At 64.3% G+C, this 25,855-nt stretch carries 30 protein-coding genes and 1 pseudogene; 5 read left to right on the forward strand and 26 right to left on the reverse strand.

Translation table 11 applies throughout. The features are described from left to right. Positions 1–8: 8 nt before the first annotated feature. From rpsN to rpsL, 19 genes and pseudogenes are all read right to left on the reverse strand, one after another. Positions 9–314, reverse strand: coding sequence for a 30S ribosomal protein S14 (gene rpsN, locus ACTIFK_RS10080; RefSeq protein ID WP_439542938.1), 306 nt, complete (start codon positions 312–314; stop codon positions 9–11). Positions 315–368: 54 nt separating this feature from the next. After that, on the reverse strand, positions 369–1,043 hold the full coding sequence (rplE, locus tag ACTIFK_RS10085) for a 50S ribosomal protein L5 (RefSeq protein WP_439542939.1): 675 nt from the start codon (positions 1,041–1,043) through the stop codon (positions 369–371). 3 nt (positions 1,044–1,046) lie between these two features. Next, on the reverse strand, positions 1,047–1,373 hold the full coding sequence (rplX, locus tag ACTIFK_RS10090) for a 50S ribosomal protein L24 (protein WP_439542940.1): 327 nt from the start codon (positions 1,371–1,373) through the stop codon (positions 1,047–1,049). Further along, on the reverse strand, positions 1,373–1,741 hold the full coding sequence (rplN, locus tag ACTIFK_RS10095) for a 50S ribosomal protein L14 (protein ID WP_291148831.1): 369 nt from the start codon (positions 1,739–1,741) through the stop codon (positions 1,373–1,375). Before rplN ends, rplX begins: the two co-directional genes overlap by 1 nt. Before the next feature lie 90 nt (positions 1,742–1,831). Then, positions 1,832–2,071, reverse strand: a complete 240-nt coding sequence (rpsQ, locus tag ACTIFK_RS10100; protein ID WP_439542941.1) for a 30S ribosomal protein S17 — start codon at positions 2,069–2,071, stop codon at positions 1,832–1,834. Positions 2,072–2,083: 12 nt separating this feature from the next. Beyond that, positions 2,084–2,314, reverse strand: coding sequence for a 50S ribosomal protein L29 (rpmC, locus tag ACTIFK_RS10105; RefSeq protein WP_439542942.1), 231 nt, complete (start codon positions 2,312–2,314; stop codon positions 2,084–2,086). Between the two features lie 39 nt (positions 2,315–2,353). After that, positions 2,354–2,764, reverse strand: a complete 411-nt coding sequence (rplP, locus tag ACTIFK_RS10110) for a 50S ribosomal protein L16 (RefSeq protein ID WP_439542943.1) — start codon at positions 2,762–2,764, stop codon at positions 2,354–2,356. A gap of 22 nt (positions 2,765–2,786) precedes the next feature. After that, a complete protein-coding gene (gene rpsC, locus ACTIFK_RS10115; RefSeq protein ID WP_439542944.1) occupies positions 2,787–3,590 on the reverse strand; it encodes a 30S ribosomal protein S3 in 804 nt (267 codons plus the stop codon). 95 nt (positions 3,591–3,685) lie between these two features. Further along, positions 3,686–4,063: pseudogene (gene rplV / locus ACTIFK_RS10120) on the reverse strand (50S ribosomal protein L22); the annotation flags it as partial. Beyond that, complete coding sequence (gene rpsS / locus ACTIFK_RS10125) at positions 4,063–4,344, reverse strand: 30S ribosomal protein S19 (protein ID WP_439542945.1); 282 nt, start codon at positions 4,342–4,344, stop codon at positions 4,063–4,065. The gene rpsS and the pseudogene rplV, both read right to left, overlap by 1 nt. A 48-nt stretch (positions 4,345–4,392) precedes the next feature. Beyond that, on the reverse strand, positions 4,393–5,214 hold the full coding sequence (rplB, locus tag ACTIFK_RS10130; protein ID WP_439542946.1) for a 50S ribosomal protein L2: 822 nt from the start codon (positions 5,212–5,214) through the stop codon (positions 4,393–4,395). 15 nt (positions 5,215–5,229) lie between these two features. Further along, positions 5,230–5,523, reverse strand: coding sequence for a 50S ribosomal protein L23 (locus ACTIFK_RS10135; RefSeq protein ID WP_291148851.1), 294 nt, complete (start codon positions 5,521–5,523; stop codon positions 5,230–5,232). Continuing rightward, positions 5,523–6,173 carry a 50S ribosomal protein L4 gene (rplD, locus tag ACTIFK_RS10140; protein ID WP_439542947.1) on the reverse strand — a complete coding sequence of 217 codons (651 nt, stop codon included), beginning with the start codon at positions 6,171–6,173 and terminating at the stop codon, positions 5,523–5,525. Before rplD ends, ACTIFK_RS10135 begins: the two co-directional genes overlap by 1 nt. Then, positions 6,173–6,865: a 50S ribosomal protein L3 gene (gene rplC, locus ACTIFK_RS10145; protein WP_439542948.1), complete on the reverse strand. Its 693-nt coding sequence runs from the start codon at positions 6,863–6,865 to the stop codon at positions 6,173–6,175. The genes rplD and rplC overlap by 1 nt, the downstream gene beginning before the upstream one ends. Before the next feature lie 65 nt (positions 6,866–6,930). Then, complete coding sequence (rpsJ, locus tag ACTIFK_RS10150; protein ID WP_023788138.1) at positions 6,931–7,239, reverse strand: 30S ribosomal protein S10; 309 nt, start codon at positions 7,237–7,239, stop codon at positions 6,931–6,933. A 78-nt stretch (positions 7,240–7,317) separates the two neighbouring features. Then, positions 7,318–8,526, reverse strand: a complete 1,209-nt coding sequence (gene tuf, locus ACTIFK_RS10155; protein WP_439542949.1) for an elongation factor Tu — start codon at positions 8,524–8,526, stop codon at positions 7,318–7,320. 87 nt (positions 8,527–8,613) lie between these two features. Further along, entirely contained in the window at positions 8,614–10,704 is a 2,091-nt protein-coding gene (gene fusA / locus ACTIFK_RS10160) for an elongation factor G (RefSeq protein WP_439542950.1), read from the reverse strand. Positions 10,705–10,782: 78 nt separating this feature from the next. Next, a complete protein-coding gene (gene rpsG, locus ACTIFK_RS10165) occupies positions 10,783–11,253 on the reverse strand; it encodes a 30S ribosomal protein S7 (RefSeq protein ID WP_439542951.1) in 471 nt (156 codons plus the stop codon). Positions 11,254–11,377: 124 nt separating this feature from the next. Next, the gene (gene rpsL / locus ACTIFK_RS10170; protein WP_439542952.1) at positions 11,378–11,749 is read right to left on the reverse strand and encodes a 30S ribosomal protein S12; all 372 of its coding nucleotides are present in this window, start codon (positions 11,747–11,749) and stop codon (positions 11,378–11,380) included. A 553-nt stretch (positions 11,750–12,302) separates the two neighbouring features. Between rpsL and ACTIFK_RS10175 the strand changes: the two genes are divergently transcribed. Together ACTIFK_RS10175 and meaB are read left to right on the forward strand one after the other, a co-directional pair. After that, entirely contained in the window at positions 12,303–13,283 is a 981-nt protein-coding gene (locus ACTIFK_RS10175; protein WP_439542953.1) for a zinc metalloprotease HtpX, read from the forward strand. A 146-nt stretch (positions 13,284–13,429) separates the two neighbouring features. Further along, positions 13,430–14,407, forward strand: coding sequence for a methylmalonyl Co-A mutase-associated GTPase MeaB (gene meaB / locus ACTIFK_RS10180; RefSeq protein ID WP_439542954.1), 978 nt, complete (start codon positions 13,430–13,432; stop codon positions 14,405–14,407). 15 nt (positions 14,408–14,422) lie between these two features. On the opposite strand, the gene ACTIFK_RS10185 is transcribed toward meaB, so the two are convergent. The 3 genes from ACTIFK_RS10185 to ACTIFK_RS10195 form a co-directional block, all read right to left on the reverse strand. After that, positions 14,423–15,424 (reverse strand): PP2C family protein-serine/threonine phosphatase, encoded by a 1,002-nt coding sequence (locus ACTIFK_RS10185; protein WP_439542955.1) that lies wholly within the window; start codon positions 15,422–15,424, stop codon positions 14,423–14,425. After that, on the reverse strand, positions 15,421–16,056 hold the full coding sequence (locus ACTIFK_RS10190) for an FHA domain-containing protein (RefSeq protein ID WP_439542956.1): 636 nt from the start codon (positions 16,054–16,056) through the stop codon (positions 15,421–15,423). The genes ACTIFK_RS10185 and ACTIFK_RS10190 overlap by 4 nt, the downstream gene beginning before the upstream one ends. Positions 16,057–16,165: 109 nt before the next feature. Next, positions 16,166–17,734, reverse strand: a complete 1,569-nt coding sequence (locus ACTIFK_RS10195; RefSeq protein ID WP_439542957.1) for an FHA domain-containing protein — start codon at positions 17,732–17,734, stop codon at positions 16,166–16,168. 404 nt (positions 17,735–18,138) lie between these two features. Between ACTIFK_RS10195 and ACTIFK_RS10200 the strand changes: the two genes are divergently transcribed. Further along, complete coding sequence (locus tag ACTIFK_RS10200; RefSeq protein WP_439542958.1) at positions 18,139–19,620, forward strand: protein kinase domain-containing protein; 1,482 nt, start codon at positions 18,139–18,141, stop codon at positions 19,618–19,620. A 1-nt stretch (position 19,621) separates the two neighbouring features. Here the strand turns inward: ACTIFK_RS10200 and ACTIFK_RS10205 are convergent, their stop codons facing one another. Next, the gene (locus ACTIFK_RS10205) at positions 19,622–21,286 is read right to left on the reverse strand and encodes an NAD+ synthase (RefSeq protein WP_439542959.1); all 1,665 of its coding nucleotides are present in this window, start codon (positions 21,284–21,286) and stop codon (positions 19,622–19,624) included. A 179-nt stretch (positions 21,287–21,465) separates the two neighbouring features. Between ACTIFK_RS10205 and ACTIFK_RS10210 the strand changes: the two genes are divergently transcribed. Together ACTIFK_RS10210 and ppa are read left to right on the forward strand one after the other, a co-directional pair. Then, positions 21,466–22,425 carry an AEC family transporter gene (locus ACTIFK_RS10210; RefSeq protein WP_439542960.1) on the forward strand — a complete coding sequence of 320 codons (960 nt, stop codon included), beginning with the start codon at positions 21,466–21,468 and terminating at the stop codon, positions 22,423–22,425. A gap of 201 nt (positions 22,426–22,626) precedes the next feature. Next, positions 22,627–23,157 (forward strand): inorganic diphosphatase, encoded by a 531-nt coding sequence (ppa, locus tag ACTIFK_RS10215; RefSeq protein ID WP_439542961.1) that lies wholly within the window; start codon positions 22,627–22,629, stop codon positions 23,155–23,157. A gap of 64 nt (positions 23,158–23,221) precedes the next feature. On the opposite strand, the gene ACTIFK_RS10220 is transcribed toward ppa, so the two are convergent. The 3 genes from ACTIFK_RS10220 to ACTIFK_RS10230 form a co-directional block, all read right to left on the reverse strand. Continuing rightward, on the reverse strand, positions 23,222–23,584 hold the full coding sequence (locus tag ACTIFK_RS10220) for a hypothetical protein (protein WP_439542962.1): 363 nt from the start codon (positions 23,582–23,584) through the stop codon (positions 23,222–23,224). Between the two features lie 168 nt (positions 23,585–23,752). Continuing rightward, entirely contained in the window at positions 23,753–24,106 is a 354-nt protein-coding gene (locus ACTIFK_RS10225) for a hypothetical protein (protein ID WP_439542963.1), read from the reverse strand. Positions 24,107–24,345: 239 nt separating this feature from the next. Further along, positions 24,346–25,737: a class II 3-deoxy-7-phosphoheptulonate synthase gene (locus ACTIFK_RS10230; RefSeq protein WP_439542964.1), complete on the reverse strand. Its 1,392-nt coding sequence runs from the start codon at positions 25,735–25,737 to the stop codon at positions 24,346–24,348. Positions 25,738–25,855: the final 118 nt, after the last annotated feature.

Below are 25,855 nucleotides of genomic sequence, written 5' to 3' on the forward strand. Positions count from 1 at the left end.
GCCCTCTCTTACCAGCTCGACTTGACCATGCCAGGGATAAGACCCTGCGAGGCCAGCTCCCGGAGCTGGTTGCGGCACATCTTGAGCTTGCGATAGTTGCCACGGGCGCGGCCCGTGATCTCGCAGCGGTTGCGGATGCGAACAGCCGAGCCGTTGCGCGGCATTTCGGCGAGCTTCAGACGCGCTGCGAAGCGCTCCTCGGCGGGGCGCTTCAGATCGTCCGCGATCGCCTTCAAGCGCTTGCGCTTGGCTGCGTACTGCGCGGTCAACTTCCGGCGCCGGTTGTTCTTCTCGATAGAGCTCGTCTTAGCCATTCATTGTCCTCCAAAGGCCTTTCGGGGTTTTCGCGTGAGCGTGCCCGAGGTCCTCTAGCTGCGGAAAGGGAAGTTGAAACCACGAAGCAGCTCGCGCGCCTCGTCGTCAGTCTTGGCCGAAGTGCAAACGATCACGTCGAGACCCAACACCTGGTCGACCTTGTCGTAATCGATTTCCGGGAACACGATGTGCTCCTTCAGACCGCACGCAAAGTTGCCACGGCCGTCGAAGCTCTTGCCGTTAAGGCCCCGGAAGTCCTTCACGCGCGGAAGCGCGATGGTGACGAACCGGTCCAGGAATTCGTACATCCGGTCGCCGCGCAGCGTGACCTTGCAGCCAAGCGTCATGCCTTCGCGCACCTTGAAGGTCGCGATCGACTTGGTCGACTTGGTCATCAGCGGCTTCTGGCCGGCAATGAGCGCGAGATCGGCTGCCGCGTTGTCGACCTTCTTACGGTCGGCAGTCGCTTCGCCAACGCCCATGTTGAGCACGATCTTCTCGATGCGCGGAATCTGCATCGGGTTCGCGTAGGCGAACTTTTCCTTCAGCGCGTCGCGCACGACCTTTTCGTAGTGCGTCTTGAGGCGCGGCTTGTAGTCAGCCGGACGCGGCTTCCACTCGCGCGGACCAGCATCGACCTTCGCCTGCTTGGCGCCGCGGGCTTCCTTGCCAGGCTTAGCGCCGGCAGTTGCCGACTTGGCCTTCTGGGGTTTCTCTTTGTCGGCCATGGCTTAGTTCTTCTCCGGAATGACTTCGCCAGAGCGCTTGGCGAAACGGACCTTCTTGCCGTCTTCCAGGAAGCGGAAACCGATGCGGGTCGGCTTGCCGTCCTTGGGATCCTCGAGGGCAAGGTTCGAAATCTGAATCGCGGCCTCTTTCGAGATGATGCCGCCCTCTTCCTTGGCCGTCTGGCGCTGATGCTTGCGCACGACGTTGATGCCACGGACGAGAGCGCGGTTCTCCTTCGGGCGAACCTCGATCACTTCGCCGCGCTTGCCCTTGTCGCGCCCGGTCAGGACGACGACGCTGTCACCCTTCTTGATCTTGAGCGACGCCATTACAGCACCTCCGGAGCGAGAGAGACGATCTTCATGTGGTTCTTGGCGCGAAGCTCGCGCGTCACCGGTCCGAAAATACGCGTGCCGACCGGCTCGCCCTGTGCGTTGATCAGCACGGCGGCGTTGCGGTCAAAACGGATCAGCGAGCCGTCGGGACGGCGCACGCCCTTGGCGACGCGCACGATCACGGCCTTCATGACCTGGCCCTTCTTAACGCGCCCCTTCGGAATCGCCTCCTTCACCGACACGACGATCGTGTCGCCGATGGTGGCGTACTTGCGCTTCGATCCACCCAGCACCTTGATGCACTGGACGCGACGCGCTCCCGAATTATCGGCGACGTCGAGATTTGTCTCCATCTGGATCATCGCACCGTCTCTCTTCCTGCCGCACAGCCCGCGGCGTAAAAATCTGTTTCGTCACCCGGCCGCCGCCTCACGCGAGGCGCCGCCATCGATCTATCTCGCGCTTTTTTCGAGCGCGACCCAACGCTTCAGCTTCGAAATCGGAGCGCTCTCCTGGATCTCGACGCGGTCGCCGGCCTTGAACACGTTCTTCTCGTCGTGGGCGTGGTACTTCTTCGTACGACGCACGGTCTTTTTCAGAAGGGGATGCGTGTAACGGCGCTCCACCTCGACGACAATGGTCTTGTCGTTCTTGTTCGAAACAACCACACCCTGCAGGACGCGTTTCGGCATCGTTCTATCTCCTTACGCGCCAGTCTTCGATTTCGCCGCGGCCACGGACGAGGATCCGCCCCGCTTCTGGCCAGCGAGCGTCAGAACCCGCGCGATGTCGCGCCGGACCTGGCGCACGCGCGAGGTGTTCTCAAGCTGGCCGGAGGCCTTCTGAAAGCGCAGGTTGAACTGCTCCTTCTTGAGCTTCCCCAACTGATCGTCGAGTTGATCGAGCGTCATGCTCTTCAAATCACCCGATTTCATCGTCGTATTCCTTCCTTAGCCCGTGCGCCGTTTCGGGGGTTAGCCGACGCGCGTCACGATACGAGTCTTGATCCCGAGCTTGGCCGCGCCGAGCAGAAGCGCTTCACGCGCGATCTGATCCGGAACGCCGTCCAACTCGAACATGATGCGGCCCGGCTTGACGCGCGAAACCCACAGCTCGATGCTGCCCTTACCAGAGCCCATTCGGACTTCGGCCGGCTTCTTGGTGACGGGCACATCCGGGAAGATGCGGATCCAGACGCGGCCGGCACGCTTCATGTGACGCGTGATGGCGCGGCGCGCGGCTTCGATCTGGCGTGCAGTGACGCGCTCAGGCTCGACGGCCTTGAGGCCGTGAGAGCCGAAGTTCAAGCTCGTACCGCCCTTCGCAACGCCGTGGATGCGGCCCTTGAACTGCTTGCGGAACTTGGTTTTTTTCGGTGACAGCATGGTCCTGGTCCTTCAAGCCTGATCAGGCCTGCTCCTGTCCTTCTTTGGCAGCGTCGCCGCCGCCACGCGGTCCACCACGGTCGCCGCGGGGGCCACCACGACGCTCGCGACGCTCGCCGCCGTCCTCACGGCGGGGACGGCCGCCGGTGCCGTCGCCGGCTCCTTCGGTCGAACGGCGCTCGGAGGCCATCGGATCGTGCTCCATGATCTCGCCCTTGAAGATCCAGACCTTGATGCCGATCACGCCATAGGCGGTCTGGGCAACGCCGTAGCCGAAATCGATGTCGGCGCGGAGGGTGTGCAGCGGCACGCGGCCTTCGCGATACCACTCCGTGCGGGCGATTTCAGCGCCGCCGAGACGGCCGGCAACGTTGATACGGATGCCGACGGCACCAGCGCGCAGAGCGGTCTGCACGGCGCGCTTCATGGCGCGACGGAAGGCAACGCGGCGCTCGAGCTGCTGGGCGATGTTCTCGGCGACCAGAACGGCGTCGGTATCGGGCTTGCGGACCTCGAGGAGGTTCAGATGAACTTCCGAGGACGTGTAGCGCGAAAGCTCGCCGCGCAGCTTGTCGATGTCGGCGCCCTTCTTGCCGATCAGAACGCCCGGGCGGGCCGTGTGAACGGTCACACGGCACTTCTTGTGCGGGCGCTCAATGACGACCTTGGAGATGCCGGCGGTGCGCTGCATCTTCAAGATGTGAGCGCGGATGGCGCGATCTTCATGAAGCAGCTTGCCGTATTCGCCACGACGGGCGAACCAGCGGCTGTCCCAGGTGCGGTTGATGCCGAGCCGAAGGCCGACGGGATTGACTTTATGACCCATTACTCGGCCTCCTTCTCAGCCGCAGCAGACTTCTTGCTCGCCTTGGCAGCCGGCTTGGCCTGCTTGGCTGCGCCCTTGGCGGCCTTCGGCTTCTCAGCCTCGGCTTCCGTCTCACGCACCACGACGGTGATCTGCGAGAACGGCTTCATGATCGAGAAGCCGCGACCACGGCCGCGAGCCGCGAAGCGCTTCATGACCAGGTTCTTGCCGACATAGGCCTCGGACACGATCAAGGCGTTGACGTCGAGCTGATGATTGTTCTCGGCGTTGGCAACGGCGCTCATCACGCACTTGCGGACGTCCTGAGCGATACGCTTCCTCGAAAACTCGAGATCGGCGAGCGCTTGGTCGACCTTCTTGCCACGGATCAGGCCCGCGACGAGGTTCAGCTTCTGCGGCGACACACGAAGGTTCTTCGTGATCGCGCGTGCCTCTTTGTCGGAGAGGCTCCGTTCCCGGCTCGGCTTGCCCATTATTTCCTCGTCGATGCTTTCTTGTCGCCGCCGTGGCCATGGAAGGCGCGCGTCGGCGAGAACTCGCCAAGCTTGTGGCCGATCATGTCTTCGGTGATGTTCACCGGGACATGCTTCTGACCGTTGTAGACGCCGAACGTCAGGCCCACGAACTGGGGCAGAATCGTCGAGCGACGGCTCCAGGTCTTGATGACCTCATTGCGCCCCGACGCACGTACCTTCTCAGCCTTCTTGAGAATGTAGCCGTCGATGAAGGGGCCCTTCCAAACTGCGCGTGTCACTCTTTCGTCTCCTCGATCGTCTGCTCGTGGTTCAAGTAGCGTTATCGACTACTTGCTCTTCGAGCGGCTTCTGACGATGAACTTGTCGGTCTGCTTGTTCTTGCGGGTCTTGAAGCCCTTGGTCGGCTTGCCCCACGGCGTCGCCCAATGCTTGCCGCCCTTGGTGCGGCCGCCGTTGGGATGGTCAATCGGGTTCATGGCGATCGAGCGCACGGTCGGACGGTTGCCCTTCCAACGCTGGCGGCCCGCCTTGCCGATCACTTCGTTGCTGTGATCCGGGTTCGAGACGGCGCCCACGGACGCCATGCACTCGGCGCGGACTTTGCGGGTTTCGCCGGAGCTGAGCTTGAGAACGGCCCAACCAGCGTCACGGCCGACGAGCTGCACGAAGGCACCGGCCGAGCGCGCGATCTGGCCACCGCCGCCGGGCTTCAGCTCGACGTTGTGCACGATCGTGCCGATCGGCATGCCGGAAAGCGGCATGGCGTTGCCGGGCTTCACGTCGACCTTCGCGCCGGAGATCACCTGATCGCCGACAGCGAGACGCTGCGGAGCGATGATGTAGGACAGGTGGCCGTCCGCGTACTTGATCAGCGCGATGAACGCCGTGCGGTTCGGATCGTACTCGAGCCGTTCGACCGTTGCCGCAACGTCGTGCTTGCGACGGCGGAAATCGACCAGACGGTACGACTGCTTGTGACCGCCACCGATGTGGCGCGTCGTGATGCGACCGTCGCTGTTGCGGCCGCCCGTCTTGCGCTTACCTTCGGTCAGCATCTTGACCGGCGCGCCCTTGAACAGGTGCGAGCGATCAACCTGCACCAAATGGCGCATGCCCGGAGATGTCGGACGGAATGTCTTCAAAGCCATGGCGGCGCGTCTCCCTTAAAGGCCGGTCGTAACGTCGATCGAGTGGCCTTCCTCGAGCGTCACGATGGCCTTCTTTACGTCACTGAGCTGGGCGCGGATGCCGCGGAACGTGCGGCGCTTGCCTTTGCGGACCAGCGTATTCACAGCCTTGACCTTCACATTGAAGAGGATCTCGACCGCAGACTTGATGTCGGTTTTGTTGGCGCCCGAAGCGACCTTGAAGATCACCTGGTTCGCTTCCGAAACCTGCGTCGCCTTCTCGGTGATCACCGGAGACAGGATGACGTCGTAGGCTTTGAGCTTGTTCATCACTTCTGCTCCGCGGCTTTGGCCTTCACGTCGGCGAAGCGCACGTCCAGCGCCTCGACGGCCGCCTTGGTCAGCACGAGCTTCTCACGGCGAAGGATGTCGTAGACGTTGATGCCGGCGATCGGCAGCACGTCGATGTGCGGAATGTTGCGGGCCGCACGGGCGAATGCGTCGTCGAGCGCCGCACCGTCGATGATCAGAGCGCTGCGCCAGCCGAGCGAAGCGAACTGCTTCTTCAGGACGCCCGTCTTGCCTTCCGACGACGAAGCCGTGTCGATCACGATAACCTCGCCGGCCTTGGCCTTGGCGGAGAGAGCGTGACGCAGAGCCAGCGCGCGGAACTTCTTGGTCAGGTCGATGGCATGGCTGCGCGGCTTGGGGCCGAACGCCTTACCGCCGCCGCGCCACTGCGGGACAGACTTGTCACCGTGGCGAGCGCCGCCGGTGCCCTTCTGCTTGTACATCTTCTTGCCAGTGACCGTGACTTCCGAGCGGTCCTGTGCGTGATGCGTGCCGGCCATGCGCTTGAGCTGCTGCCAGCGCACCATGCGATGCAGGATGTCCTTGCGCGGCTCGAGCCCGAAAATGGCGTCGGCGAGCTCGATCTCACCGGCCTTCTTGGCTTCGAGCGTGGTGACGTTGGCTTTCATCACGCCTTCTCCTTATTCGCAGGCTTGAACGCGCCAGGCTTCGGCGCGTCGGCGTGAGCCTTTTTCTTGACGGCGTCGCGAACAACAACCCAGCCGCCTTTGGAGCCGGGCACTGCGCCGCGGATCATCAGCAGGCCGCGCTCAACGTCGATCTTGGCGACGATGAGGTTCTGGGTGGTGATGCGCTCGTCACCCATGTGGCCGGCCATCTTCTTGCCCTTGAACACCTTGCCGGGGTCCTGACGCTGGCCGGTCGAGCCGTGCGAACGATGGACCACGGAGACGCCGTGGGCTGCGCCCAGGCCGCCGAAGTTCCAGCGCTTCATCGGGCCCTGGAAGCCCTTGCCCTGGCTGGTGCCGGTCACGTCGACGAACTGGCCCGGCACGAAATGGTCGGCCGTAATCTCGGCGCCCACTTCGATCAAGTTCTCGGGGCTGACCCGGAACTCCGCAAGCTTCCGCTTCGGCTCGACGTTGGCGACCGCGAACGTACCGCGATCGGACTTCGTGAGACGAGATGGCTTGCGCGTGCCAGCGCCGACCTGGATGGCCGTGTAGCCGTGCTTATCGGTCGTGCGCTGCGACAGAACCTGAAGCTTTTCCATCTTCAGGACTGTCACTGGCACATGCTCACCTGCATCCGTGAAGATGCGGGTCATGCCGACTTTCTGTGCAATCACTCCGGAACGCATTTGTTCGCATTCCTTCCTTCAATTATCGCAGCCAACACGGTGGAGACCTGTCGGCGCGGCATCCTCTAGAGCTTGATTTCCACGTCCACGCCTGCGGCCAGGTCGAGCTTCATCAGCGCGTCGACCGTCTGAGGAGTCGGATCTACGATGTCCAACATGCGCTTGTGGGTGCGCATTTCGAACTGTTCGCGACTCTTCTTGTCGACGTGCGGAGAGCGGTTGACCGTGAAACGCTCGATGCGCGTCGGCAGGGGGATCGGTCCCCGAACCTCAGCGCCAGTGCGCTTCGCCGTGTTCACGATTTCCCGCGTCGATGCATCGAGAATTCGATGATCGAACGCTTTCAATCGGATGCGGATGTTTTGGCCGTTCATTGTATCGAACCCGCTAAATGAGAGAAGCGCTCTTAGCCCGGCGTTTCCGCCGCCCTCTCGAGCGCCTCTCTATTTCCGTTACTCTACGATCTTGGTGACGACGCCAGCGCCGACGGTACGGCCACCTTCGCGAATTGCGAAGCGGACCTTCTCTTCCATGGCGATCGGCGAAACCAGCTCGACATCAACTGCGATGTTGTCGCCCGGCATAACCATTTCCGTGCCTTCCGGCAGCGTGACGACGCCGGTGACGTCGGTCGTGCGGAAGTAGAACTGGGGACGGTAGTTGGTGAAGAACGGCGTGTGACGGCCACCCTCTTCCTTGGTGAGAACGTAAGCCTCAGCCTTGAACTTCTTGTGCGGCTTGACCGAGCCGGGCTTGGCCAGAACCTGGCCACGCTCAACGGCTTCCTTGTCGATGCCGCGCAGGAGGCAACCAACGTTGTCGCCGGCTTCACCGCTGTCGAGCAGCTTGCGGAACATTTCGACGCCGGTCACGATCGACTTCTGCGTTGCAGCGAGACCGACGATCTCGACTTCTTCGCCGACCTTGATCACGCCGCGTTCGATACGGCCGGTGACGACGGTGCCGCGGCCCGAGATCGAGAACACGTCTTCGATCGGCATCAGGAAGGGCTGATCCTTCGGACGCTCAGGAAGCGGGATGTAGGTGTCGAGGGCTTCATAGAGCTTGATGATCGCTTCGTCAGCGAGCGGGCCCTTCTCGCCGTTGAGCGCCTTGACGGCGGCGCCGCGGATGACGGGCGTGTCGTCGCCGGGGAACTGGTACTTCACGAGCAGTTCGCGAACTTCCATTTCGACGAGGTCGAGGAGTTCGGCGTCGTCGACGATATCGCACTTGTTCAGGAACACGACGATGTAGGGAACGCCGACCTGACGGGCGAGCAGGATGTGCTCGCGGGTCTGCGGCATCGGGCCGTCAACAGCCGACACGACGAGGATCGCGCCGTCCATCTGGGCTGCGCCCGTGATCATGTTCTTGACGTAGTCGGCGTGGCCCGGGCAGTCGACGTGGGCGTAGTGGCGGTTCGGCGTCGCGTACTCGACGTGCGAGGTGGCGATCGTCAGAATCTTGGTCGGGTCGCGGCGGCCCTGGCTCTCAGACGCCTTGGCAACGTTGTCGTAGCTGATTGCCGTGGTCGTCCAGCCGCGGTCGAAGGACACCTTCGTCAGCGCTGCAGTCAGCGTCGTCTTGCCGTGGTCAACGTGACCAATCGTGCCGACGTTAACGTGCGGCTTGTTGCGCTCGAATTTCGCTTTGGCCATCGTAGGCTCTCCTTAAGCTCGTTCTCATCTTGCCCGGATCAACCGGATCTCATCGCCTCAACCGGGGCCCCTTCCGGGGCCGCCCGCTCAGGCATATTTCGCTTTAACTTCGTCAGCCACGTTGCGCGGAACGTCGGCGTAGTGCGCGAACTGCATGGTGTAGGACGCGCGTCCCGTCGACATCGACCGCAACTGGCTTACGTAACCGAACATGTTGGCGAGCGGAACGTAGGCCCGGATGACCGTAGCGTTGCCGCGCATCTCCTGCGTGCGGATCTGGCCGCGACGCGAGTTGATGTCGCCGATGACGGAGCCGACGAAGTCGCCCGGCGTCACCACCTCGACGTCCATGATCGGCTCGAGGATCTTCACACCACCCTTTTCGCAACCTTCCTTCATGGCCGCGCGGGTGGCGATTTCGAACGCGATCGCCGAAGAGTCAACTTCGTGGAACGCGCCGTCGTGCAGCGTGACTTTCATGTCGACCAGCGGGAAGCCGATCAGCACGCCGTTGTCCCAAACCGACTTGACGCCCTTTTCGACGCCCGGGATGTACTCGCGGGGAACGGTGCCGCCAACAACGGTGTTTTCGAACACATTGCCCTTGCCGGTCTCGTTCGGCTCAAGCCTGAGCTTGACGCGCGCGAACTGGCCGGTGCCGCCCGTCTGCTTCTTGTGCGTGTAATCGATGTCTGCGGGACGAGCGAGCGTCTCGCGGTAGGCGACCTGCGGGGCGCCGACGTTGGCGTCCACGCCGTAGGTGCGCCTCAGGATGTCGACCTTGATGTCGAGATGAAGTTCGCCCATGCCCTTGAGAATGGTCTCGCCGCTCTCCTGGTCGACGGAAACGCGGAAGGACGGATCCTCGACGGCCATGGTGTTGAGGGCGATCGCCATCTTCTCCTGGTCGGCCTTGGTCTTGGGCTCGATCTTGAGGTTGATGACGGGCTCCGGGAAATCCATCTTCTCAAGGATGACGGGCTTAGCCGGATCGCACAGGGTCTCACCCGTGCGGATGTCCTTCATGCCCTGCAGAGCGACGATGTCGCCGGCGAAGGCTTCCTTGATTTCCTCGCGGTCGGCGGCGTGCATGAGGTACATGCGGCCGGCACGTTCCTTCTTGTCGCGCGAGGTGTTGGCGAGTGCCATGCCCTGCTCGAGCTTGCCCGAATAGATGCGGCAGAACGTGATCGAGCCGACGTGCTCGAAGCTCATGATCTTGAAGGCGATCATGGCGAGCGGATCGGAATCCGACGGATGGCGCGGGCTCTCCTCGCCGGTCTTCGGGTCGATACCGCGGTAGGCTTCGCGATCGAGCGGGCTCGGCAGGAAGTCGACGACGGCGTCGAGAAGGGGCTGAACGCCCTTGTTCTTAAAGGCCGAGCCGCACATCATCGGATAGAACGTGCGCGTGACGGTCGCCTTGCGGATGAGCTTGCGCAGCGTGTCCTCGTCGGGCTCCTTGCCCTCGAGGTAACCTTCCATCGCCACGTCGTCCATCTCGACGGCAGCTTCGATCAGCAGAGCGCGATATTCGTTTGCTTTGTCGATGAGGTCGGCGGGGATCTCGCCTTCAACCATGGGGGCGTCCTTGGCGTCGCCTTCCCAGGTGTAGGACTTCATCTTGATAAGGTCGACCACGCCGCGGAAGTCCGCTTCTGCGCCGACCGGGATCTGCAGGGGCACCGCGCGCGCGCCGAGCTTGTCCTTGATGTCGGCCAGGCACATGAAGAAGTCTGCGCCGGTCTTGTCCATCTTGTTGGAGAAGATGATGCGCGGAACGTTGTACTTGTCGCCCTGGCGCCAGACGGTCTCGGTCTGCGGCTCAACGCCCTGGTTGGAGTCGAGAACGCACACGGCGCCGTCGAGCACGCGCAGCGAACGCTCGACTTCGATGGTGAAGTCGACGTGGCCGGGGGTGTCGATGATGTTCAGGCGGCGCTTCTTGTTGTCGCGGCCCACCCAGAAACAGGTCGTCGCGGCCGACGTAATGGTGATGCCGCGCTCAGCTTCCTGATCCATGAAGTCCATCGTGGCGGCGCCGTCATGGACTTCGCCGATCTTGTAGGACTTGCCGGTGAAATAGAGGATTCGCTCAGTCGTCGTCGTCTTCCCGGCATCAATGTGAGCCATGATGCCGAAATTGCGATAGTCCTCAATGGCGTATTGCCGGGCCATCTGTCATTCCCTTTGCGCTTCGGTTGCCCAGTTGTTTCGGAGCCAAGCTCCGCTTGGACGCAACCGCGCGTTGTTTCTTTACCAGCGGTAGTGCGAGAACGCCCGGTTGGCGTCCGCCATCTTGTGGGTGTCTTCACGCTTCTTGACGGCCGTGCCGCGGTTCGAAGACGCGTCGAGCAATTCGCCCGACAAACGCTCGACCATGGTGTTCTCGTTGCGAGCGCGCGCAGCCGTGATGATCCAGCGGATCGCCAGCGCCTGACGGCGCTCGGTGCGGACTTCGACGGGAACCTGGTACGTTGCACCGCCGACGCGACGCGAACGAACCTCGACCGCCGGCATGACGTTCTCGAGAGCCTGATGGAACATGGCGATCGGATCCGACTTCGCCTTCTGCTCCATCCGCTCAAGCGCGCCATACACGATGCGCTCGGCGACCGACTTCTTGCCGTGCGACATGACGGCGTTCATGAACTTGGTCAGAACAAGATCCGCGAACTTCGGATCCGGATTGACTTCGCGCTTTTCTGCACTGTGACGACGGGACATGTGTCCTAGCCCTTCGCTTCAATTTTTTACAGCTCACACCCGGGCGAGCCACCTGGAACCTTCGAGATCTCCGGATCTCACCGCTTCTCAGGCGGCTCGTCCGGGATACTCAAGCGATGCTGGCCTACTTAGGCCGCTTCGCACCGTACTTCGAACGACGCTGCTTGCGGCTGGCGACGCCCTGGGTATCGAGCACGCCACGCAGAATGTGGTAACGGACGCCGGGCAAGTCCTTGACGCGGCCGCCACGGATCAGGACCACGGAGTGCTCCTGAAGGTTGTGGCCTTCGCCCGGAATGTAACCGATGACCTCAAAGCCATTGGTGAGCCGGATCTTGGCAACCTTGCGGAGTGCCGAGTTCGGCTTCTTCGGCGTCGTCGTGTACACACGGGTGCAAACGCCGCGCTTCTGCGGGCACGCTTCCATGTGGCGCGACTTCTCGCGATAGACCTTCGGGCTCCGGGGTTTCCGGATCAGCTGTTGTATCGTCGGCATAAAACGCCCCGCTTCTCGTTCGGCTCCAGGCCAATTCAGCAAACCAACCGGAATGCCGTCTCAATTCGTCTGTCGCCGCGCGTCCTCGACACAGCATGCGCCAAACGAAAACTGCCGAGCCCCGGAGCCCCGGGGCCTGGCACGGAAAAAACCAGAGGATCCTCCGGTTTGCCTCATCGGCTCACCAGCGATCTTGGTCCGAAAATGTCCTCTGCTTTAGGGACGGCAGCGTTTAGGCAGAGCGCGAAAGAAGCGCGAAGAGGGCCTACCACCTACCGTGAGAGTGGCGTTCCTATATACATTCGGGGATTCCCGGTCAACACCTTGTGGGTGACTTGATCGAAAGAATTGACTCCGCGCATTGGCGCGCCGCGGATTTGGGCCGCCGCTTTTGCTGGCGCAGTGGACCGGAACGGGCCCCGTTGCCGTTCATCATACGAATGTCGCTTTTCGAGACAACATCAAGTTCTGCGGGCTTTGCTGTGCGGGGCGGCCTGCTTTCCAGCGTGATTCACGCATTCCAATCGTCATCCTTCAGGCGCGGAGGGCCGACATGCTTCCCCTCGACGCATCGCTTCCCGGCTCCCAGTCCCGACCCAATTTGACGCAGGCGGCGCTGCTGCTCACAGGCTTCGTTTTCCTGGTCAGCGTGCCGACGGTTTTGCTCTGGGGCGCGGCCGGCGCGCTCGCGGCGGCGGTCCTCATCGCTGCAATCTGGCCGATGGCCGCCCGCATGCCGCCAGAAGCCGTCATGCGCCTCTACCAGGCGACTCACGTGCCGCCCGATGATAGCCAGCTCTCCAGCCTCGTCGACGTCCTGAGCTATCGTGCGGGGCTCCCACAGCGTCCCAATCTCTATGTCGTTCCCAGCATGACGCTGAACGCGTTTGCCGCCGGTTCACGCCAGCATTCGGCGATCGCCGTAACGGAAGGACTACTGCGGCGACTCACTCTGTCCGAAACCGCCGGCGTGCTCGCCCATGAGGTCGCCCACATCCGTAACAACGACCTGCTGGTGATGGGCCTTGCCGACGTTATGACCCGCGTTCTGCAGCTCATGAGCTACGTGGCGCTCGGGCTCGCGGTCTACAACGTGCTGGCGTTGCTGATGGGCGAGGACCCGATCTCGTGGTGGGCGGTGCTTTGCCTCTATCTGGCACCCGCGCTGTCGAGCATGTTCCAGCTTCGCCTGTCGCGGTCGCGTGAATTCCTGGCGGACGCGCACGCGGCGGACTTGACCGGCGATCCGGGCGCGCTCGCCTCGGCCTTGCGGCGGTTGGAGCCCTACACCGGGCATTTCTGGGAAGACCTCATGTTCCCGGTGCCAGCACGCCGAGTGCCCCATCCGTCGCTGCTCAGGTCGCATCCGAACACCGAAGATCGAATCGAGCGGCTGCTCGCGCGCGCCGCGCCCGCCGACCCGGCCGCACGGCACGATCCGCTCGTCATCATCGAGCAGCCGATGATGACGCTTGTCGGCTATGGCCCGGGCGACATGCGGCCGCGCTACCGCTGGCCGGGGCTGTGGTTCTGATCGTTTACGCCGTCGGTTCCTCCCCCTGCCATCTTCCCCTCGTCATGCCGGAGACATGCCTTCTGCATGAAGGGGGAAGGGAATCGTTGCGACTGTGACGGCCGGAGGCATTGCGGTTACGTCCAATAATGCGTATCAGCGCCAGCATGGATGATACGACCCGCGATGCCCCTCCGATGCCTCGCTCGAGCTTGAAGCTCGAAGCGATTCCGGATCTCGTTCAGCGCCTGCGCGCCGGCGAGCGCCGCGCCATCGCGGCCGCCGTAACCGAGCTCGAGAAGCTGTCCACCAGCGCCCCGCCCCTGCTCGAGGCGCTGCAGCCGTATCTCGGCCATGCGCTCGTGCTTGGCTTCACGGGGCCTCCCGGCGCCGGCAAGTCCACCCTCGTCAATGCCGTCATCGCGCACGTGCGCGCGCAAGGCGGCACGGTCGGCGTGATCGCGGTCGATCCGTCGAGCCCGATTTCGGGCGGAGCGATTCTCGGCGACCGCATCCGCATGACGGCGGCTCTCGACGACGACGGCGTGTTCGTGCGTTCGCTCGCGAGCCGCGGATATCTCGGCGGCCTTTCACCGGCCGCCGTGCGCGTCATCGATGCGCTCGACGCGGCCGGGTTCGACCTCGTGCTGCTCGAAACCGTGGGCACCGGGCAGAGCGAGATGGACGTCGCGGAAGTGGCCGACGTGCGCGTCGTGATCTCGGCGCCGGGGCTCGGCGACGACATCCAGGCCATGAAATCCGGCCTGCTCGAAATCGCGGACATTCTGGTGGTCAACAAGGGCGACCGCGAGGGCGCGGAGCTGACGCTGCAGCAACTGCTCGGCGCGCTTTCGATCCGCTCGATGCGGTCGCATATCCCGGTGCTCAAGACGACCGCGACGACCGGCGAAGGCGTTCCGGAACTCGTCGCGGCCATGCGGGACGTAGGCTCGCGCGGAGCGGGTGCGGACCCATTGGCCCGCCGCCGGCGGCGGGCGCGCTACCTGATCGCGCGCGCGGCAGCCGACATCGTGGCGCGGCGCGTGAAGGAAGACAGCGGCCGTGAGGTGGACGGCCTTGCGGACGAGGTTCTTTCCGGCCGGGTCAGCCCGGACGTGGCGGCGCGCAAGCTGCTCGGGCGATAGGGGCGCGGCGCGGTTCTATCCCAGCAGCGCGCGAACGCCCCAGCCGATCAGGAACATCAGCCCCATGCCGAGGCCGACGATCAGGCTGCGGTGACGGCGAAAGACAGAATAGACGGCAGGCGGCTGCACGATCCGCTGGGTGGTGGCGACACCGTCGTCGTCAGCCTCCGGCGGCGCGGCTGCGAGCACCGGTTCGGGACGCAGGACGCGGGTCGGCTGCTCCTCATCTATCCCTGCGTCCGGATCCTCGACAATCCGCAGTACGACAACCGTGGTGTTATCCTGATCAGGCTCCTGCTTGTCTTCCACGGCGGCGATCAGGCGCTCGGCCATGACCTCCGGGCTCTCCTCACGGTTGGCGTAGACGATGTCGCCGATCTCGTCGCCATCGAGCGTCGTGATGCCGTCACTCGCCAGGATGATCCAGTCTCCGGAGCTGAGCTTGTACGGCTCCCCCTGCAGGTCGACCAGCTCGAGCGCCTTGCCGGTCAGGGCGGAGCGGAGCGCATTGCGATAGGGATTGTTCTGCGCCTCGCCTGGGGCGATCTGATTGCGGCGGACCTGGTCGTCAAGGTAGGCGCCCAGCGAGTGATCGGCATTGAGGCGAAGGACTTCCGGCGCGCGGAACAGCAGCAGCAGCGAATCCCCGACGCTCACCCACGACAGCCCCGCGCGGTCGACCCACGCACCGATCAGCGTGCAACCCATGCCGCGCAGTTTTGCGTTGGCCTGGACATGCGAAGCGATGGCGTCGTTGCCGGCCTCCAGGCCGTGCTGCAGGCGCTCGGACAGTGCGCCGTTGCTGCCGGTGAAAGTGGACACGAAGGTGCGAGCTGCGAGGTCGCCCGCGATTTCGCCGCCGGCGTGTCCTCCCATTCCATCAGCGACCACCGCGAGCAGTCCATCGCCGCGGCTGGTGGCGGCTTGGGCTTCGGACGGCCAAATCTCAAAGGCGTCTTCTTGATTTGAGCGCGTTCCGATCGTGGCTCGGGCAGCGCCTGCCACGAGCCATGTCATACGTCTTCGACCTCGCTCGTCCAGCAGAAGTCGGGGCCGCAACAGGCGACGAACCGGAACGTGGTGTTGCCGATGCGGAAGAGATCGTTGGGCTTGAGCTCGGTGGGCGCGAGCACGGGCTTGCCCGCGAGGCGGACGAGGTTGGATTTGCCGCCGTGCTGCAGGTAGAAGGTCCGCGTTTCGTCGTCGTAAGTGATGAAGGCGTGCTCTTCGCGCGAGATGGTCTCGTCGCCGAAGTCGAGGCAGATGCGCTGGCTCGGGGCGCGCCCGACCGAGTTCATGCCGACATAGACCGGCCGGAAGCCGCCGCGGCCCGGTCCCTTGACGATGACGATCCATCCCGCCACCGGCTCGGTTTCCACGGTGCCTTCGCGCATGTACTGCGTTTTGGCCTGGTTCTGCATCTTCACGGTCGGTACGCCCGGAGAAAACCCAGCGCCGCCACCGCCACCCTGATTTGCAACGCCGACGAGCCGCGTCGTGCCGATGACCGAGCCGCCGCGCGGCTGCTCGACCGGGCCCGTCGCGGGGCTTCCTTCCGCAACGTCCGGGCGCATGACAAGACGCGTGCGTTTGTTGGACTGGGCGTCGTCCTCGTCGTCGTCCCCTGGGTAGCGCGGATCGTTGCTCATCTCGGATCTCCTCGGTCTCCCGGCGGGCGCGATGGCCGATGGCGCGCTCTGCCGGGTCTCTCAATGTCTCGGGCCGTCGTGCACGTGCTGTCGCCGCCTTGGACTGCGCTTACGTCAAGAACTCCGTCTCGGCCCGGAACCGCAGCCGAACCTCGCCCAGCTCCACCATGTCGCCGTCGCTCAACTCACGGGATTTGTACTTGGTCTTATTGACGACGACGCCGTTGCCGCCGCCGAGATCGGTGATCACGAAGCGCCGGGTGTCGGCGTTGTAGTGCAGCACGGCGTGGCGGCGCGAAATGGAGTCGTTCTGGAGGCAGATGTCGTTGTCGCGGTGGCGGCCGACGCGCACGTTGGTGGTGCGGAGGGGATGGCGCGAGGCGTTGCCGTCAAGCATTTCGAGCCAGCCGTAGACGACGGGGCGGCCTTCCGCATCGCGCAGCAGTTCGCCCTCGCCTCCGCCCTCGGTGGTCATCGGATCGTCGGCGTCGTCGTCATAGCTCGCGGCTTGCCGCTCAGGCGCGGCCGCTGGCACGGCGACGCCGCCACGGGCCATGCCGAGCAGTTGCTGGCCGTAGACGGCGAACGCGATGATCCCCGCGCCCAGCAGCACACCCAGCGCCACGACAATGAAAGAGTTGTCCTCCGCCCAGTCGGAAATCTGCTCCCATGTGCCCTTCGGCTCGGGCTCCGGTTCCGCCGAGCGCTCGAACGCGGGGCCGTCGTAGGCCGGCGGCGCGGCAGCGGGAACGGTGACCTTCTCCTCGGCGACGAGGGTCTTGCCGTCGGTCAGGTCTGCTTTGACCTCGATGGTCTGTGCGCCGGCCGGGCCTTTGAGGGTCACGACCGCCTTGCCGCCGTTCTCCAGCACCTCACCCGCGAACCGGTTCGTCACCAAGTCCTTGGTGAAATCCTTGTTGGCGGCGCCCTGCCTCACCTCGGTCGCGGAGCCGCCCGTGTCCTCGGCGAGGCGGGCGAGCTTCTGGAACTGCGGGCGCGCATTCTTGTCGTCGTAGTAGCCGAGAACGTGGATGGTCACGCCCGCGTCCTTGGCGGCCTTCACCACCTGATCGTGGCTGTAGCCGGTGTCGTCCGACGTGCCGTCGGCCAGTATCACGAGGGCCTTGCGATCGCCGGTCTCCTTCGCTAGCGCCTCGACGGCTTGGAGCGCCGTCTTGTAGAGTTGTATGGTCGCTGTCAGGGGCTTGATGGCGATGATCTGGCGGACGAACTCGGCCTTCGACGTGCCTGAATCGGCCACCAGCGCGAGGTCGTTCGCGAACGTGTAGGCCATGAAGCGGCGCTTGCCGACGCGCTGATCGGTGAAGGTCACCACGGCGTCGCCCATCTGGGACAGCGTGGTGCGCCGGTTGTTCGGCAGGATCTGGATCATGTAGGCGGTGGTGGTGCCCTGCGAGGCGGGATCGAAGGCCTCGAACTTAGTGTCGAGCGGGTCCTTCTCGCCTTTGATCGTGGCCTTCAAATCCTTGAAAACAGCCGCTCCGGAGGCGCGTACGTCGCACGTGACGGTCCCCTGCCCGGCGCCGGACGCCTTAGCGGGCTCCTGGCATTTCACGAACAGCTTCGGGTCAGCGGCGCCCGCGACCGACGATCCCAAAACGGAGAGCAGCAAACCAATCGCCACTACCGCTTCGCGCTGCCTCAGTCGGCGCCGCATGCATGCGTCTCCAGGTGTCGTCCGGGTGGATCGAGGGATTCATCTTACGCTGACGATGTGGGGGGTTCAACATCGCGAGACCGGCGTCCACGGCCTCATCTGCATTAGTGTTATCGGGCGAAATAGACGTCTCCCAACCGGCCCCCGGCCGGATCTGGAGGAACACAGAGTAACCCTTTCCGGCTCAAGGCGAATGGGGCATGGTGCTCCCTCATCCGGGACGGAGCGACGCGTTCTTTGTTCGGCGTGCTTCTTGTCGGAAAACCGCTTCACACTTTTCCGGAAGCACTGCTTTAGTCGGTCGTGCTTCCGATCGGAAAACCGCTTCACACTTTTCCGGAAGCACTGCTTTTACTTTCCGGAAGCACGACGATTGTCCGGAAGCACTAGGAGGGCGCCGATCCATGGAGGGGCAGAACGAGGCCGTGCTGCGGGACGGCACGCGGATCGATCAGTATGTGATCACCGGTCTGCTCGGGCGTGGCGGCTTCGGCATTACGTATCTCATCAACGACGAGATGCTGAACAAGGAGTTCGCCCTCAAGGAGTTCTTTCCCGAGGACCTGGTCAGGCGCGAAGGGACCAGCCTCAAGTTCCTGGCGCGGGCGAACTCGGAAGCGGACTATCGCTGGGGCCTCAAGAAGTTCTTCGATGAAGCCCGCCTGCTGGCGCAGTTCAACCACCCGAACATCATTGCCGTGCGGCGCGTGTTCGAACTCAACGAAACCGCCTACATGGTGCTCGATCTCGTCCGCGGCATGACGCTCGAGAAGTGGCTGCGCGGGCTTGACAGCAAGCCGACGCAGGACGAACTCGACCTCGTCGCGGGGCCGCTGCTGAGCGCCCTCGAACTCGTGCACGAAAACCGCACGTGGCACCTCGATTTCTCGCCCGAGAACGTCATGATCCGGGCGGCCGACGGCGCGCCGATCCTGCTCGATTTCGGCGCTTCGCGCTTCGAGATCAAACAGCATTCGCAGCTCGTATCCGCGCTCGTGTTCAAGAGCGGGTATTCGGCGCCGGAGCAGTACACGTCGAACGCCGACCGCTATGGCGCCTGGACCGACATCTACGCCTTCGCGGCGACGCTCTACCGGGCGGTGACCGGCGAGCGCCCGATGGAGGCGACCTCGCGGCAACTCTCCGACGATCTCATTCCAGCGTCGAAGGCGGCGGCGGGGCAGTACCGCGAGAGCTTCCTCAAGGCGATCGACGCGGCCTTGAAGCTGCCGCCCGCCGAGCGTCCGCAATCGATCCGGGCGTGGCGTCCGCAGCTTCTCGAGGGGAGCGAGGTCGTGTCGTCCGAGCCGCAGACCGCGGTGCGGCGCACGCAACAAAGCTCACGACAAAAAGTGTCGGGCACGGCGAAATCGAAGGGAGTCGTCAGCTCGACGTTCCAGCGCCTGGCGGCGGCGACCCGCCTGCCGCAGAGCGCCAGCGGCCGATGGGCGGTCTATGGAGCGGCCGGGGCGCTCGGGCTCGCGCTGATCGCGGGCGCGGGATTGTTCCTGCTCGGCGGCAAGAAGGGTCCGTTCGCCGAATGCGGCGGCCTTTTTTCGAAGTCCGAATGCTGGGGCGCGGTCGTCAACAACGGCGGCAACATCTTCGCGCGCGTGGAGGAGCCGACCCGCGCGGCGGCGGAGACGGCCGCGATCAAATCCTGCACGGACAAACTCGGCGGCGCCGGGTGCGAAGTCATCGCCACCATCTCGAAGCAGCAATGCTGGTCGCTTGCGGAAGTCCCGACCGATCCCGGACGCTGGAAATCCGCGTCGGGAGAATCGATGGCTCTGGCACAGAAGGACGCCAGCTGGGATTGCGAGCGCGCCTACGGGCTCTGCCAGGTGGCACTCACATTCTGCGCCGACGGCACCAAGGCGAAGTGAGCTACTCCCGGAAGCGGTTGGTGATCGGGTAGCGGCGGTCGCGGCCGAAGTTGCGGCTCGAAATCTTGACGCCGGGCGCGGCCTGCCGGCGCTTGTATTCCGCGAGATACAGCAGCCGCTCCACCTTCTTCACCACATCGAGCGGGTGGCCACGCGAGGCGACGTCCGCCACCGGCATCTCCTGCTCGACAAGGCAGGTCAGGATGTCGTCCAGCACCTCATAGGGCGGCAGGCTGTCCTGGTCGAGCTGGTTTTCACGCAGTTCGGCCGTGGGCGGGCGCACGATGATGCTTTCGGGAATGACGATGCCGGCCGACCCCAGGCCATGCGCTGGCACATGGGCATTGCGCCAGCGCGCAAGCCGATAGACTTCGAGCTTGTAGAGGTCCTTGACGGGGTTGAAGCCGCCGTTCATGTCGCCGTAGAGCGTGGCGTAACCCACGCTCATCTCGCTCTTGTTGCCGGTGGTGAGCACCATGGCGCCGAACTTGTTCGAGATCGCCATGACGATCACGCCACGCACCCGGCTCTGGACGTTCTCCTCCGTGATGTCCGGCGCGCGGCCCGCGAAGAGAGGGGCGAGCGAGGCATTCAGATGCTCGACCGCGGGCGCGATGGGGACGGTATCGAGCTTGATGCCGAGTGCTGCGGCGCAGGCTTCCGCGTCGGCGATGCTCTGGGACGACGTATACCGGTAGGGCATCATGATCGCATGGACGCGATCCGGTCCCAGCGCGTCGACGGCCATCGCGGCCACGAGGGCACTGTCGATGCCGCCCGATAGTCCGAGCACGACGCCGGGGAAGCGGTTCTTGTCGACGTAGTCACGCAGGCCCAGCACGCAGGCCTGATACGCAGACGCGTCTCCCTCGGGCACGCGATCAAGCGGGGCGGGCAAGCACCGCCAGCCCTCGGCCGTGCGCGTCCACTCCGTGACGGCGACGTGCTCGGTCCAGGCGGGAAACTGCACGGCGAGACTGCGGTCAGCATTCAGCACGAACGACGCCCCGTCGAACACCAGCTCATCCTGTCCGCCGATCTGGTTGACGTAAGCCAGCGGCAATCCCGTCTCGGTGACGCGCGCGACGGCGACGTTCACGCGCAGATCGGGCTTCTTCCAGTCGAAGGGAGAGCCGTTTGGAACGATCAGGATTTCGGCCCCGCACTCCGCAAGGCATTCGGTGACCTCGTCCTTCCAGATGTCCTCGCAGATCGGCACGCCGAGGCGGACGCCGCGGAACGAGATCGGGCTCGGCAGCTCGCCGGCCTTGAACACGCGCTTCTCGTCGAAGACGCCGTAGTTCGGCAGATCGACCTTGAAGCGGACGGCGGAGACCTCGCCCTCGTCCAGCAGGACGACCGCGTTGTAGACACCCTCCGCGTCCGGCCACACCGTGCCGACAAGGACGGCCGGGCCGGGACCGAGGCGCTTCGCCAGGGCTTCCACGCGCTCACGGGCGGCGTTGTGGAAGGCAGGCTTCAGCACGAGGTCCTCCGGCGGGTAGCCGGTCAGGAACAGCTCCGGGAAGACGATCAGGTCCGCGCCCAGCGCGGCGGCCTCATCACGAGCCGCGAGCAGCTTCCGCTCATTGCCGTCCAGGTCGCCCACGATGGGGTTCAACTGCGCCAGCGCGATTTTCAGGGTCGAGGTTTCTGTATTTGTCATGCCCGGCAAGATTTAAGGCGGAGTGCCGTCCCGGTCCAGCAGCAAGCCGCCGCGCCGTGCGGGTCTTGCCCGGCGGAACCGCGGGCGAGACATCGCCCTTAGCGCGAAGTGCTGGACCGGCAGCGGCCTTCCCCCTATCACGGCGAGCGAGCCGGGCCATTTCGTTTGAGCGCTGTACGATGCTGTCCATTCTCTCGATCATCGCGCCGGTGTTTGCGCTCATCGCGTGCGGATACGCGACCCGGCGCATCGGCGTGCTCGGGACGCAAGCGGTCTCGGAGCTCAACCGCTTCGTCGTCTACCTCGCCCTGCCGGCGCTCTTGTTCGACGTCATGGCGCACGCGAGCTGGAGCGAACTTGCGCAGCCGCACTTCATCGCGGCGTACGGGCTTTCGTGCGGCGTGATCTTCTTCGCACTCGTCGCGGGTAGCCTGATCGCAGGCCAGACACTGTCGACGGCAGGCATCAACGGGCTGCTCGGCTCCTACGCCAATACCGCCTACATCGGCTTTCCGGTGCTGCTGATCATTTTCGGCCGGGAAAGTCTCGTGCCCGTCACCATCGCGTCGATCATTACCGTTTGCGTCCTGAACGCCTCGGCCATCGTGCTGATTGAATTCGCCAGCCAGAGCGAACGGCGGCCACTGCGGCTGGCCGGCAAGGTCGCGGTATCGCTCGCAAAGAATCCGATCCTGATCGCGCCCGTCCTCGGCGTTCTCTATGGCGCGTCGGGGCTTGGATTTCCCGAAGCCGCCGACACGTTCCTCAAGATGCTCGGCGGCGCGGCGAGCCCCTTGGCGCTCGTGGTCATCGGACTGGTGCTGGCCGAACCGCGCGCGGTCGCGGCAGCCGAGGTGCGGCTTTCGTTGGCGCTTACTGCGGTCAAGCTCATCGTGCATCCCGCGCTGACGGTCGCGCTCGCCACGCTGTTTGCCGTCCCGTCCCGTCTTGCCGCGATGGCCATTCTGCTCGCGGCGCTCCCCACCGGGTCCGGGCCGCTGATCGTTGCGGAATTCTACCGGCTGCCGGCCCTCGTCACCTCGGCCGTGATCCTCATCTCGACCATCGCCGCCCTGCTCACCGTTCCGCTGGTGATGATGGCCCTCGGGCTCGGCGTCAGTGCCGTACCGGTGCCCTGAGCCGGACCTGCGTCGAACCTGCGTGGGCAACACGTCGGACCCACGTCGGACCGTGGCCATCGAAACCCTCCGTCCATCGAAACCCTCCGTGTTCGACCAAGGAACAACGAGGGCGACACATCCGCCTCTTGTGTGCCCGCGCGCCTTGGAGCACGTTCTGGCGAAGCAATCCATTCGCCAAAATCAAAAGGCAGCCTATTCATGCGCCTCGACGCGATCCCCATCGGCACGAACCCGCCGCACGACATCAACGTCATCATCGAAGTGCCGGTCGGCGGGGAGCCGATCAAGTACGAGATGGACAAGGCGTCGGGCACGCTGATCGTGGACCGCTTCCTCTACACACCGATGCGGTATCCGGGAAACTACGGATTCGTGCCGCACACGCTGTCGGATGACGGCGACCCGATCGATGTGCTGGTGTGCAACACCCGCACGATCGTCCCCGGCGCGGTGATCAATTGCCGGCCTATCGGCGTCCTCGTGATGGAGGACGAGGGCGGCGGCGACGAGAAAATCCTCGCCGTGCCGTCGAGCAAGGTTTCACAGCGCTACGACAAGGTGAAGAACTACACCGACATGCCCGCGATCTCGATGCAGCAGGTCGAGCACTTCTTCGCCCATTACAAGGATCTCGAGCCTGGAAAGTGGGCGAAAATCGACCACTGGGGCGACGCCGAAGAGGCGCGGCGTCTGATCTCCGAAGCCATCGCGCGCGCCGCCAAAGCCTGATCGGCGCCCTTCGTTTCGTCGTGCTTCTTATCGGAAAACCGGATCCCACTTTTCCGGAAGCACTCTAGTCGACCTTTTGCGCAGTCGACGTGTTCGTCGGCGTTGCGGCCGTCTGATCGTAAGCGGTCTTCACGTAGCCGTCGGCCATGTGCGTAATCTTCGTCGTCCACCCGGTATCCCAGGTGATCACGGCCGTGGCGCCGTCGGCCGGGCCGTCCACGCTCCACGTGCCGGTCATGCCTTCGCCGGCGCGATTGGCTTCGGCCGTTCCCGACCCGAAGAGCGTGATCTCGAACGGCGTGTCCTTGCTGTCGCGGACTTCCCACGTTCCGGCAAATTCGCTGCCCGACAAATTCTGGTCGCTGCCGCCCACGACGTTCAAAAAACTGGAGAGCATCGCGCTCCCCTGCTTGCTGAGGCTTGCCATCGTCTCCTCCGCTTTTCGGCGGCCGGGCATCTGGCGCGACCTTCACCTCATGAAAAACGCCTCGCGCACCGAGGGGTTCCCCTCGGTGTTGGCCCGAGCCGGCAAGACCACGGCAATTTGCCGTAGTCCGGGTCTCGGAGATGGACTGATCCGGTCGCGCTGCTGAGCCTATTTCACCTTCTCGGCCGGCGAACTGTTGCCCTCCTTCGGCACAGCCTTGCCTACCTCGAACGCGGTCTTGGTGTAGGAGCCGCCCTCCTTGGTGATCTTAGTGGTCCAGCCGGTGTCCCACTTGATGACGGCGGCTGAGCCTTCCTCGGTCCAGGTGCCCTTCATGCCCTCGCCGGACCGGGTTGCCGAGGCTTCGCCGGCGTCGGTCAAGGTGATCTCGAACGACGCACCCGAGGTGTCCTGAACCTTCCAGGTGCCAGCGAATTCGCTCGCGGCGAAGGCAGTGGCCGGCAGAGCGAGCATCGCCCAGGCGGCGAGCGCCCCTTTGGCCCATTTCCTGTCGATTTTCATGGCGTTGTTCTCCGGTGGCCGTGGGGCGCCCGCCCCACGGCCCAGTCCGTGAAAACGCCCGCGGGCGGGTGTCAGTTCCGCCCGGTCGCTTAGCCGAAGGCGACCTCCGGTCACTTAGCCGAAGGCGACCTCCGGTCACTTAGCCGAAAGCGACCTCCGGTCACTTAGCCGAAAGCGACCTCCGGTCACCTAGCCAAAAGCGACCTCCGGTCACTTAGCCAAAAGCGACCTCCGGCCACTTAGCCGAAAGCGACCTCCGGTCGCGGGGGCGCGCTACGCGCCTCGCGCTCGAGCTTCATGCGCTCCGCGACGAGGAACGCCAGCTCGAGCGATTGATCCGCATTGAGGCGCGGATCGCACTGCGTGTGGTAGCGGTCGAGCAGATCCGTTTCCGAGATCGCCGTGGCGCCGCCCGTGCATTCCGTCACGTTCTGGCCGGTCATCTCGACGTGAATGCCGCCCGCGTGCGAGCCCTCGGCGCGATGGACGTCGAAGAAGGCTTCGACCTCCTTCAGGATGCGATCGAAGGGCCGCGTCTTGTAGCCGTTGGCGGCGCTGATGGTGTTGCCGTGCATCGGATCGCACGACCAGACCACGGTGCGGCCGGCCTTCTGGACCGCCCGAATGAGCTTCGGCAGATGCTGGCCTACCTTCTCGTGGCCGAAGCGGCAGATGAGCGTGATGCGGCCGGCCTCGTCCTTCGGATTCAGGATGTCGATCAGGCGCAGCAAGCCATCGGCCTCCAGCGACGGGCCGCACTTGATGCCGATCGGGTTCCTGACGCCGCGGCAATATTCGACGTGCGCGTGATCGGGCTGGCGCGTGCGGTCGCCGATCCAGAGCATGTGGCCGCTCGTGGCGTACCAATCTCCGCTCGTGGAATCGAGACGGGTCAGCGCCTGCTCGTAGTTGAGCAGGAGCGCCTCGTGGCTCGTGTAGAACCGCGTCGAACGGAGCTGCGGCGTGTTCTCGCTCGTGATGCCGCAGGCGCGCATGAACGTCAGCGTTTCGGCGATGCGATCAGCGAGTTCCTGGTAGCGATGGCCCTGCGGGCTGTCCTTGACGAAGCCCATGTTCCACTGGTGCACGCGCTCGAGATCGGCATAGCCGCCGGTCGCGAAGGCGCGGATCAGGTTCAGCGTGGCCGCCGACTGACGATAGGCTTCAAGCTGGCGGGCGGGGTCCGGGATGCGGGCCTCGGGCGTGAATTCGGCGCCGTTGATGATGTCGCCGCGGTAGCTCGGCAGCTCCTGGCCGTCCTTCTTTTCGGTCGACGAGGAGCGCGGCTTGGCGAACTGGCCAGCGATGCGGCCGAGCTTCACCACCGGGCTGCCGCCGGCGTACGTCAGCACAATCGCCATCTGCAGGAAGACGCGGAAGAAGTCGCGGATGTTGTCGGCGCGATGCTCGAGGAAGCTCTCGGCGCAGTCTCCGCCCTGCAGCAGGAAGCCCTCGCCGCGAGCCACTTCGCCGAGCGTCCGCTTCAGGTCGCGCGCCTCACCTGCAAAGACGAGCGGCGGGAAGGTCGCAAGACGGCCCTCGACGTCACGCAGCGCGCCGGCGTCGGGATAATCGGGGACCTGGACGATCGGAGAAGAACGCCAGCTCTCGGGAGACCAGGTTGCGGCCATTGTCGTCAGTACCTTCCTCACGCGCTTCGCCAGTTGTCCAGGGCGGGCGGCCGGCGGCCGTTTACCCTTTGTCTGACGCTGCTTTTTCTAGCGGGGCTTATAGGGCAACTGTCCGCCG

This window comes from Hyphomicrobium sp. (assembly GCF_051860585.1).
Classification (GTDB): Bacteria; Pseudomonadota; Alphaproteobacteria; order Rhizobiales; family Hyphomicrobiaceae; genus Hyphomicrobium_C.

Bases quoted from the DNA above. Each gene is read 5' to 3' on its own strand.
- rpsN (WP_439542938.1), bottom strand. From the start codon at position 314: ATGGCTAAGACGAGCTCTATCGAGAAGAACAACCGGCGCCGGAAGTTG.
- rplE (WP_439542939.1), bottom strand. From the start codon at position 1,043: ATGGCCGACAAAGAGAAACCCCAGAAGGCCAAGTCGGCAACTGCCGGC.
- rplX (WP_439542940.1), bottom strand. From the start codon at position 1,373: ATGGCGTCGCTCAAGATCAAGAAGGGTGACAGCGTCGTCGTCCTGACC.
- rplN (WP_291148831.1), bottom strand. From the start codon at position 1,741: ATGATCCAGATGGAGACAAATCTCGACGTCGCCGATAATTCGGGAGCG.
- rpsQ (WP_439542941.1), bottom strand. From the start codon at position 2,071: ATGCCGAAACGCGTCCTGCAGGGTGTGGTTGTTTCGAACAAGAACGAC.
- rpmC (WP_439542942.1), bottom strand. From the start codon at position 2,314: ATGAAATCGGGTGATTTGAAGAGCATGACGCTCGATCAACTCGACGAT.
- rplP (WP_439542943.1), bottom strand. From the start codon at position 2,764: ATGCTGTCACCGAAAAAAACCAAGTTCCGCAAGCAGTTCAAGGGCCGC.
- rpsC (WP_439542944.1), bottom strand. From the start codon at position 3,590: ATGGGTCATAAAGTCAATCCCGTCGGCCTTCGGCTCGGCATCAACCGC.
- rplB (WP_439542946.1), bottom strand. From the start codon at position 5,214: ATGGCTTTGAAGACATTCCGTCCGACATCTCCGGGCATGCGCCATTTG.
- ACTIFK_RS10135 (WP_291148851.1), bottom strand. From the start codon at position 5,523: ATGAACAAGCTCAAAGCCTACGACGTCATCCTGTCTCCGGTGATCACC.
- rplD (WP_439542947.1), bottom strand. From the start codon at position 6,173: ATGAAAGCCAACGTCACCACGCTCGAAGCCAAGAAGGCCGGTGAGATC.
- rplC (WP_439542948.1), bottom strand. From the start codon at position 6,865: ATGCGTTCCGGAGTGATTGCACAGAAAGTCGGCATGACCCGCATCTTC.
- rpsJ (WP_023788138.1), bottom strand. From the start codon at position 7,239: ATGAACGGCCAAAACATCCGCATCCGATTGAAAGCGTTCGATCATCGA.
- tuf (WP_439542949.1), bottom strand. From the start codon at position 8,526: ATGGCCAAAGCGAAATTCGAGCGCAACAAGCCGCACGTTAACGTCGGC.
- fusA (WP_439542950.1), bottom strand. From the start codon at position 10,704: ATGGCCCGGCAATACGCCATTGAGGACTATCGCAATTTCGGCATCATG.
- rpsG (WP_439542951.1), bottom strand. From the start codon at position 11,253: ATGTCCCGTCGTCACAGTGCAGAAAAGCGCGAAGTCAATCCGGATCCG.
- rpsL (WP_439542952.1), bottom strand. From the start codon at position 11,749: ATGCCGACGATACAACAGCTGATCCGGAAACCCCGGAGCCCGAAGGTC.
- ACTIFK_RS10175 (WP_439542953.1), top strand. From the start codon at position 12,303: ATGCTTCCCCTCGACGCATCGCTTCCCGGCTCCCAGTCCCGACCCAAT.
- meaB (WP_439542954.1), top strand. From the start codon at position 13,430: ATGGATGATACGACCCGCGATGCCCCTCCGATGCCTCGCTCGAGCTTG.
- ACTIFK_RS10185 (WP_439542955.1), bottom strand. From the start codon at position 15,424: ATGACATGGCTCGTGGCAGGCGCTGCCCGAGCCACGATCGGAACGCGC.
- ACTIFK_RS10190 (WP_439542956.1), bottom strand. From the start codon at position 16,056: ATGAGCAACGATCCGCGCTACCCAGGGGACGACGACGAGGACGACGCC.
- ACTIFK_RS10195 (WP_439542957.1), bottom strand. From the start codon at position 17,734: ATGCGGCGCCGACTGAGGCAGCGCGAAGCGGTAGTGGCGATTGGTTTG.
- ACTIFK_RS10200 (WP_439542958.1), top strand. From the start codon at position 18,139: ATGGAGGGGCAGAACGAGGCCGTGCTGCGGGACGGCACGCGGATCGAT.
- ACTIFK_RS10205 (WP_439542959.1), bottom strand. From the start codon at position 21,286: ATGACAAATACAGAAACCTCGACCCTGAAAATCGCGCTGGCGCAGTTG.
- ACTIFK_RS10210 (WP_439542960.1), top strand. From the start codon at position 21,466: ATGCTGTCCATTCTCTCGATCATCGCGCCGGTGTTTGCGCTCATCGCG.
- ppa (WP_439542961.1), top strand. From the start codon at position 22,627: ATGCGCCTCGACGCGATCCCCATCGGCACGAACCCGCCGCACGACATC.
- ACTIFK_RS10220 (WP_439542962.1), bottom strand. From the start codon at position 23,584: ATGGCAAGCCTCAGCAAGCAGGGGAGCGCGATGCTCTCCAGTTTTTTG.
- ACTIFK_RS10225 (WP_439542963.1), bottom strand. From the start codon at position 24,106: ATGAAAATCGACAGGAAATGGGCCAAAGGGGCGCTCGCCGCCTGGGCG.
- ACTIFK_RS10230 (WP_439542964.1), bottom strand. From the start codon at position 25,737: ATGGCCGCAACCTGGTCTCCCGAGAGCTGGCGTTCTTCTCCGATCGTC.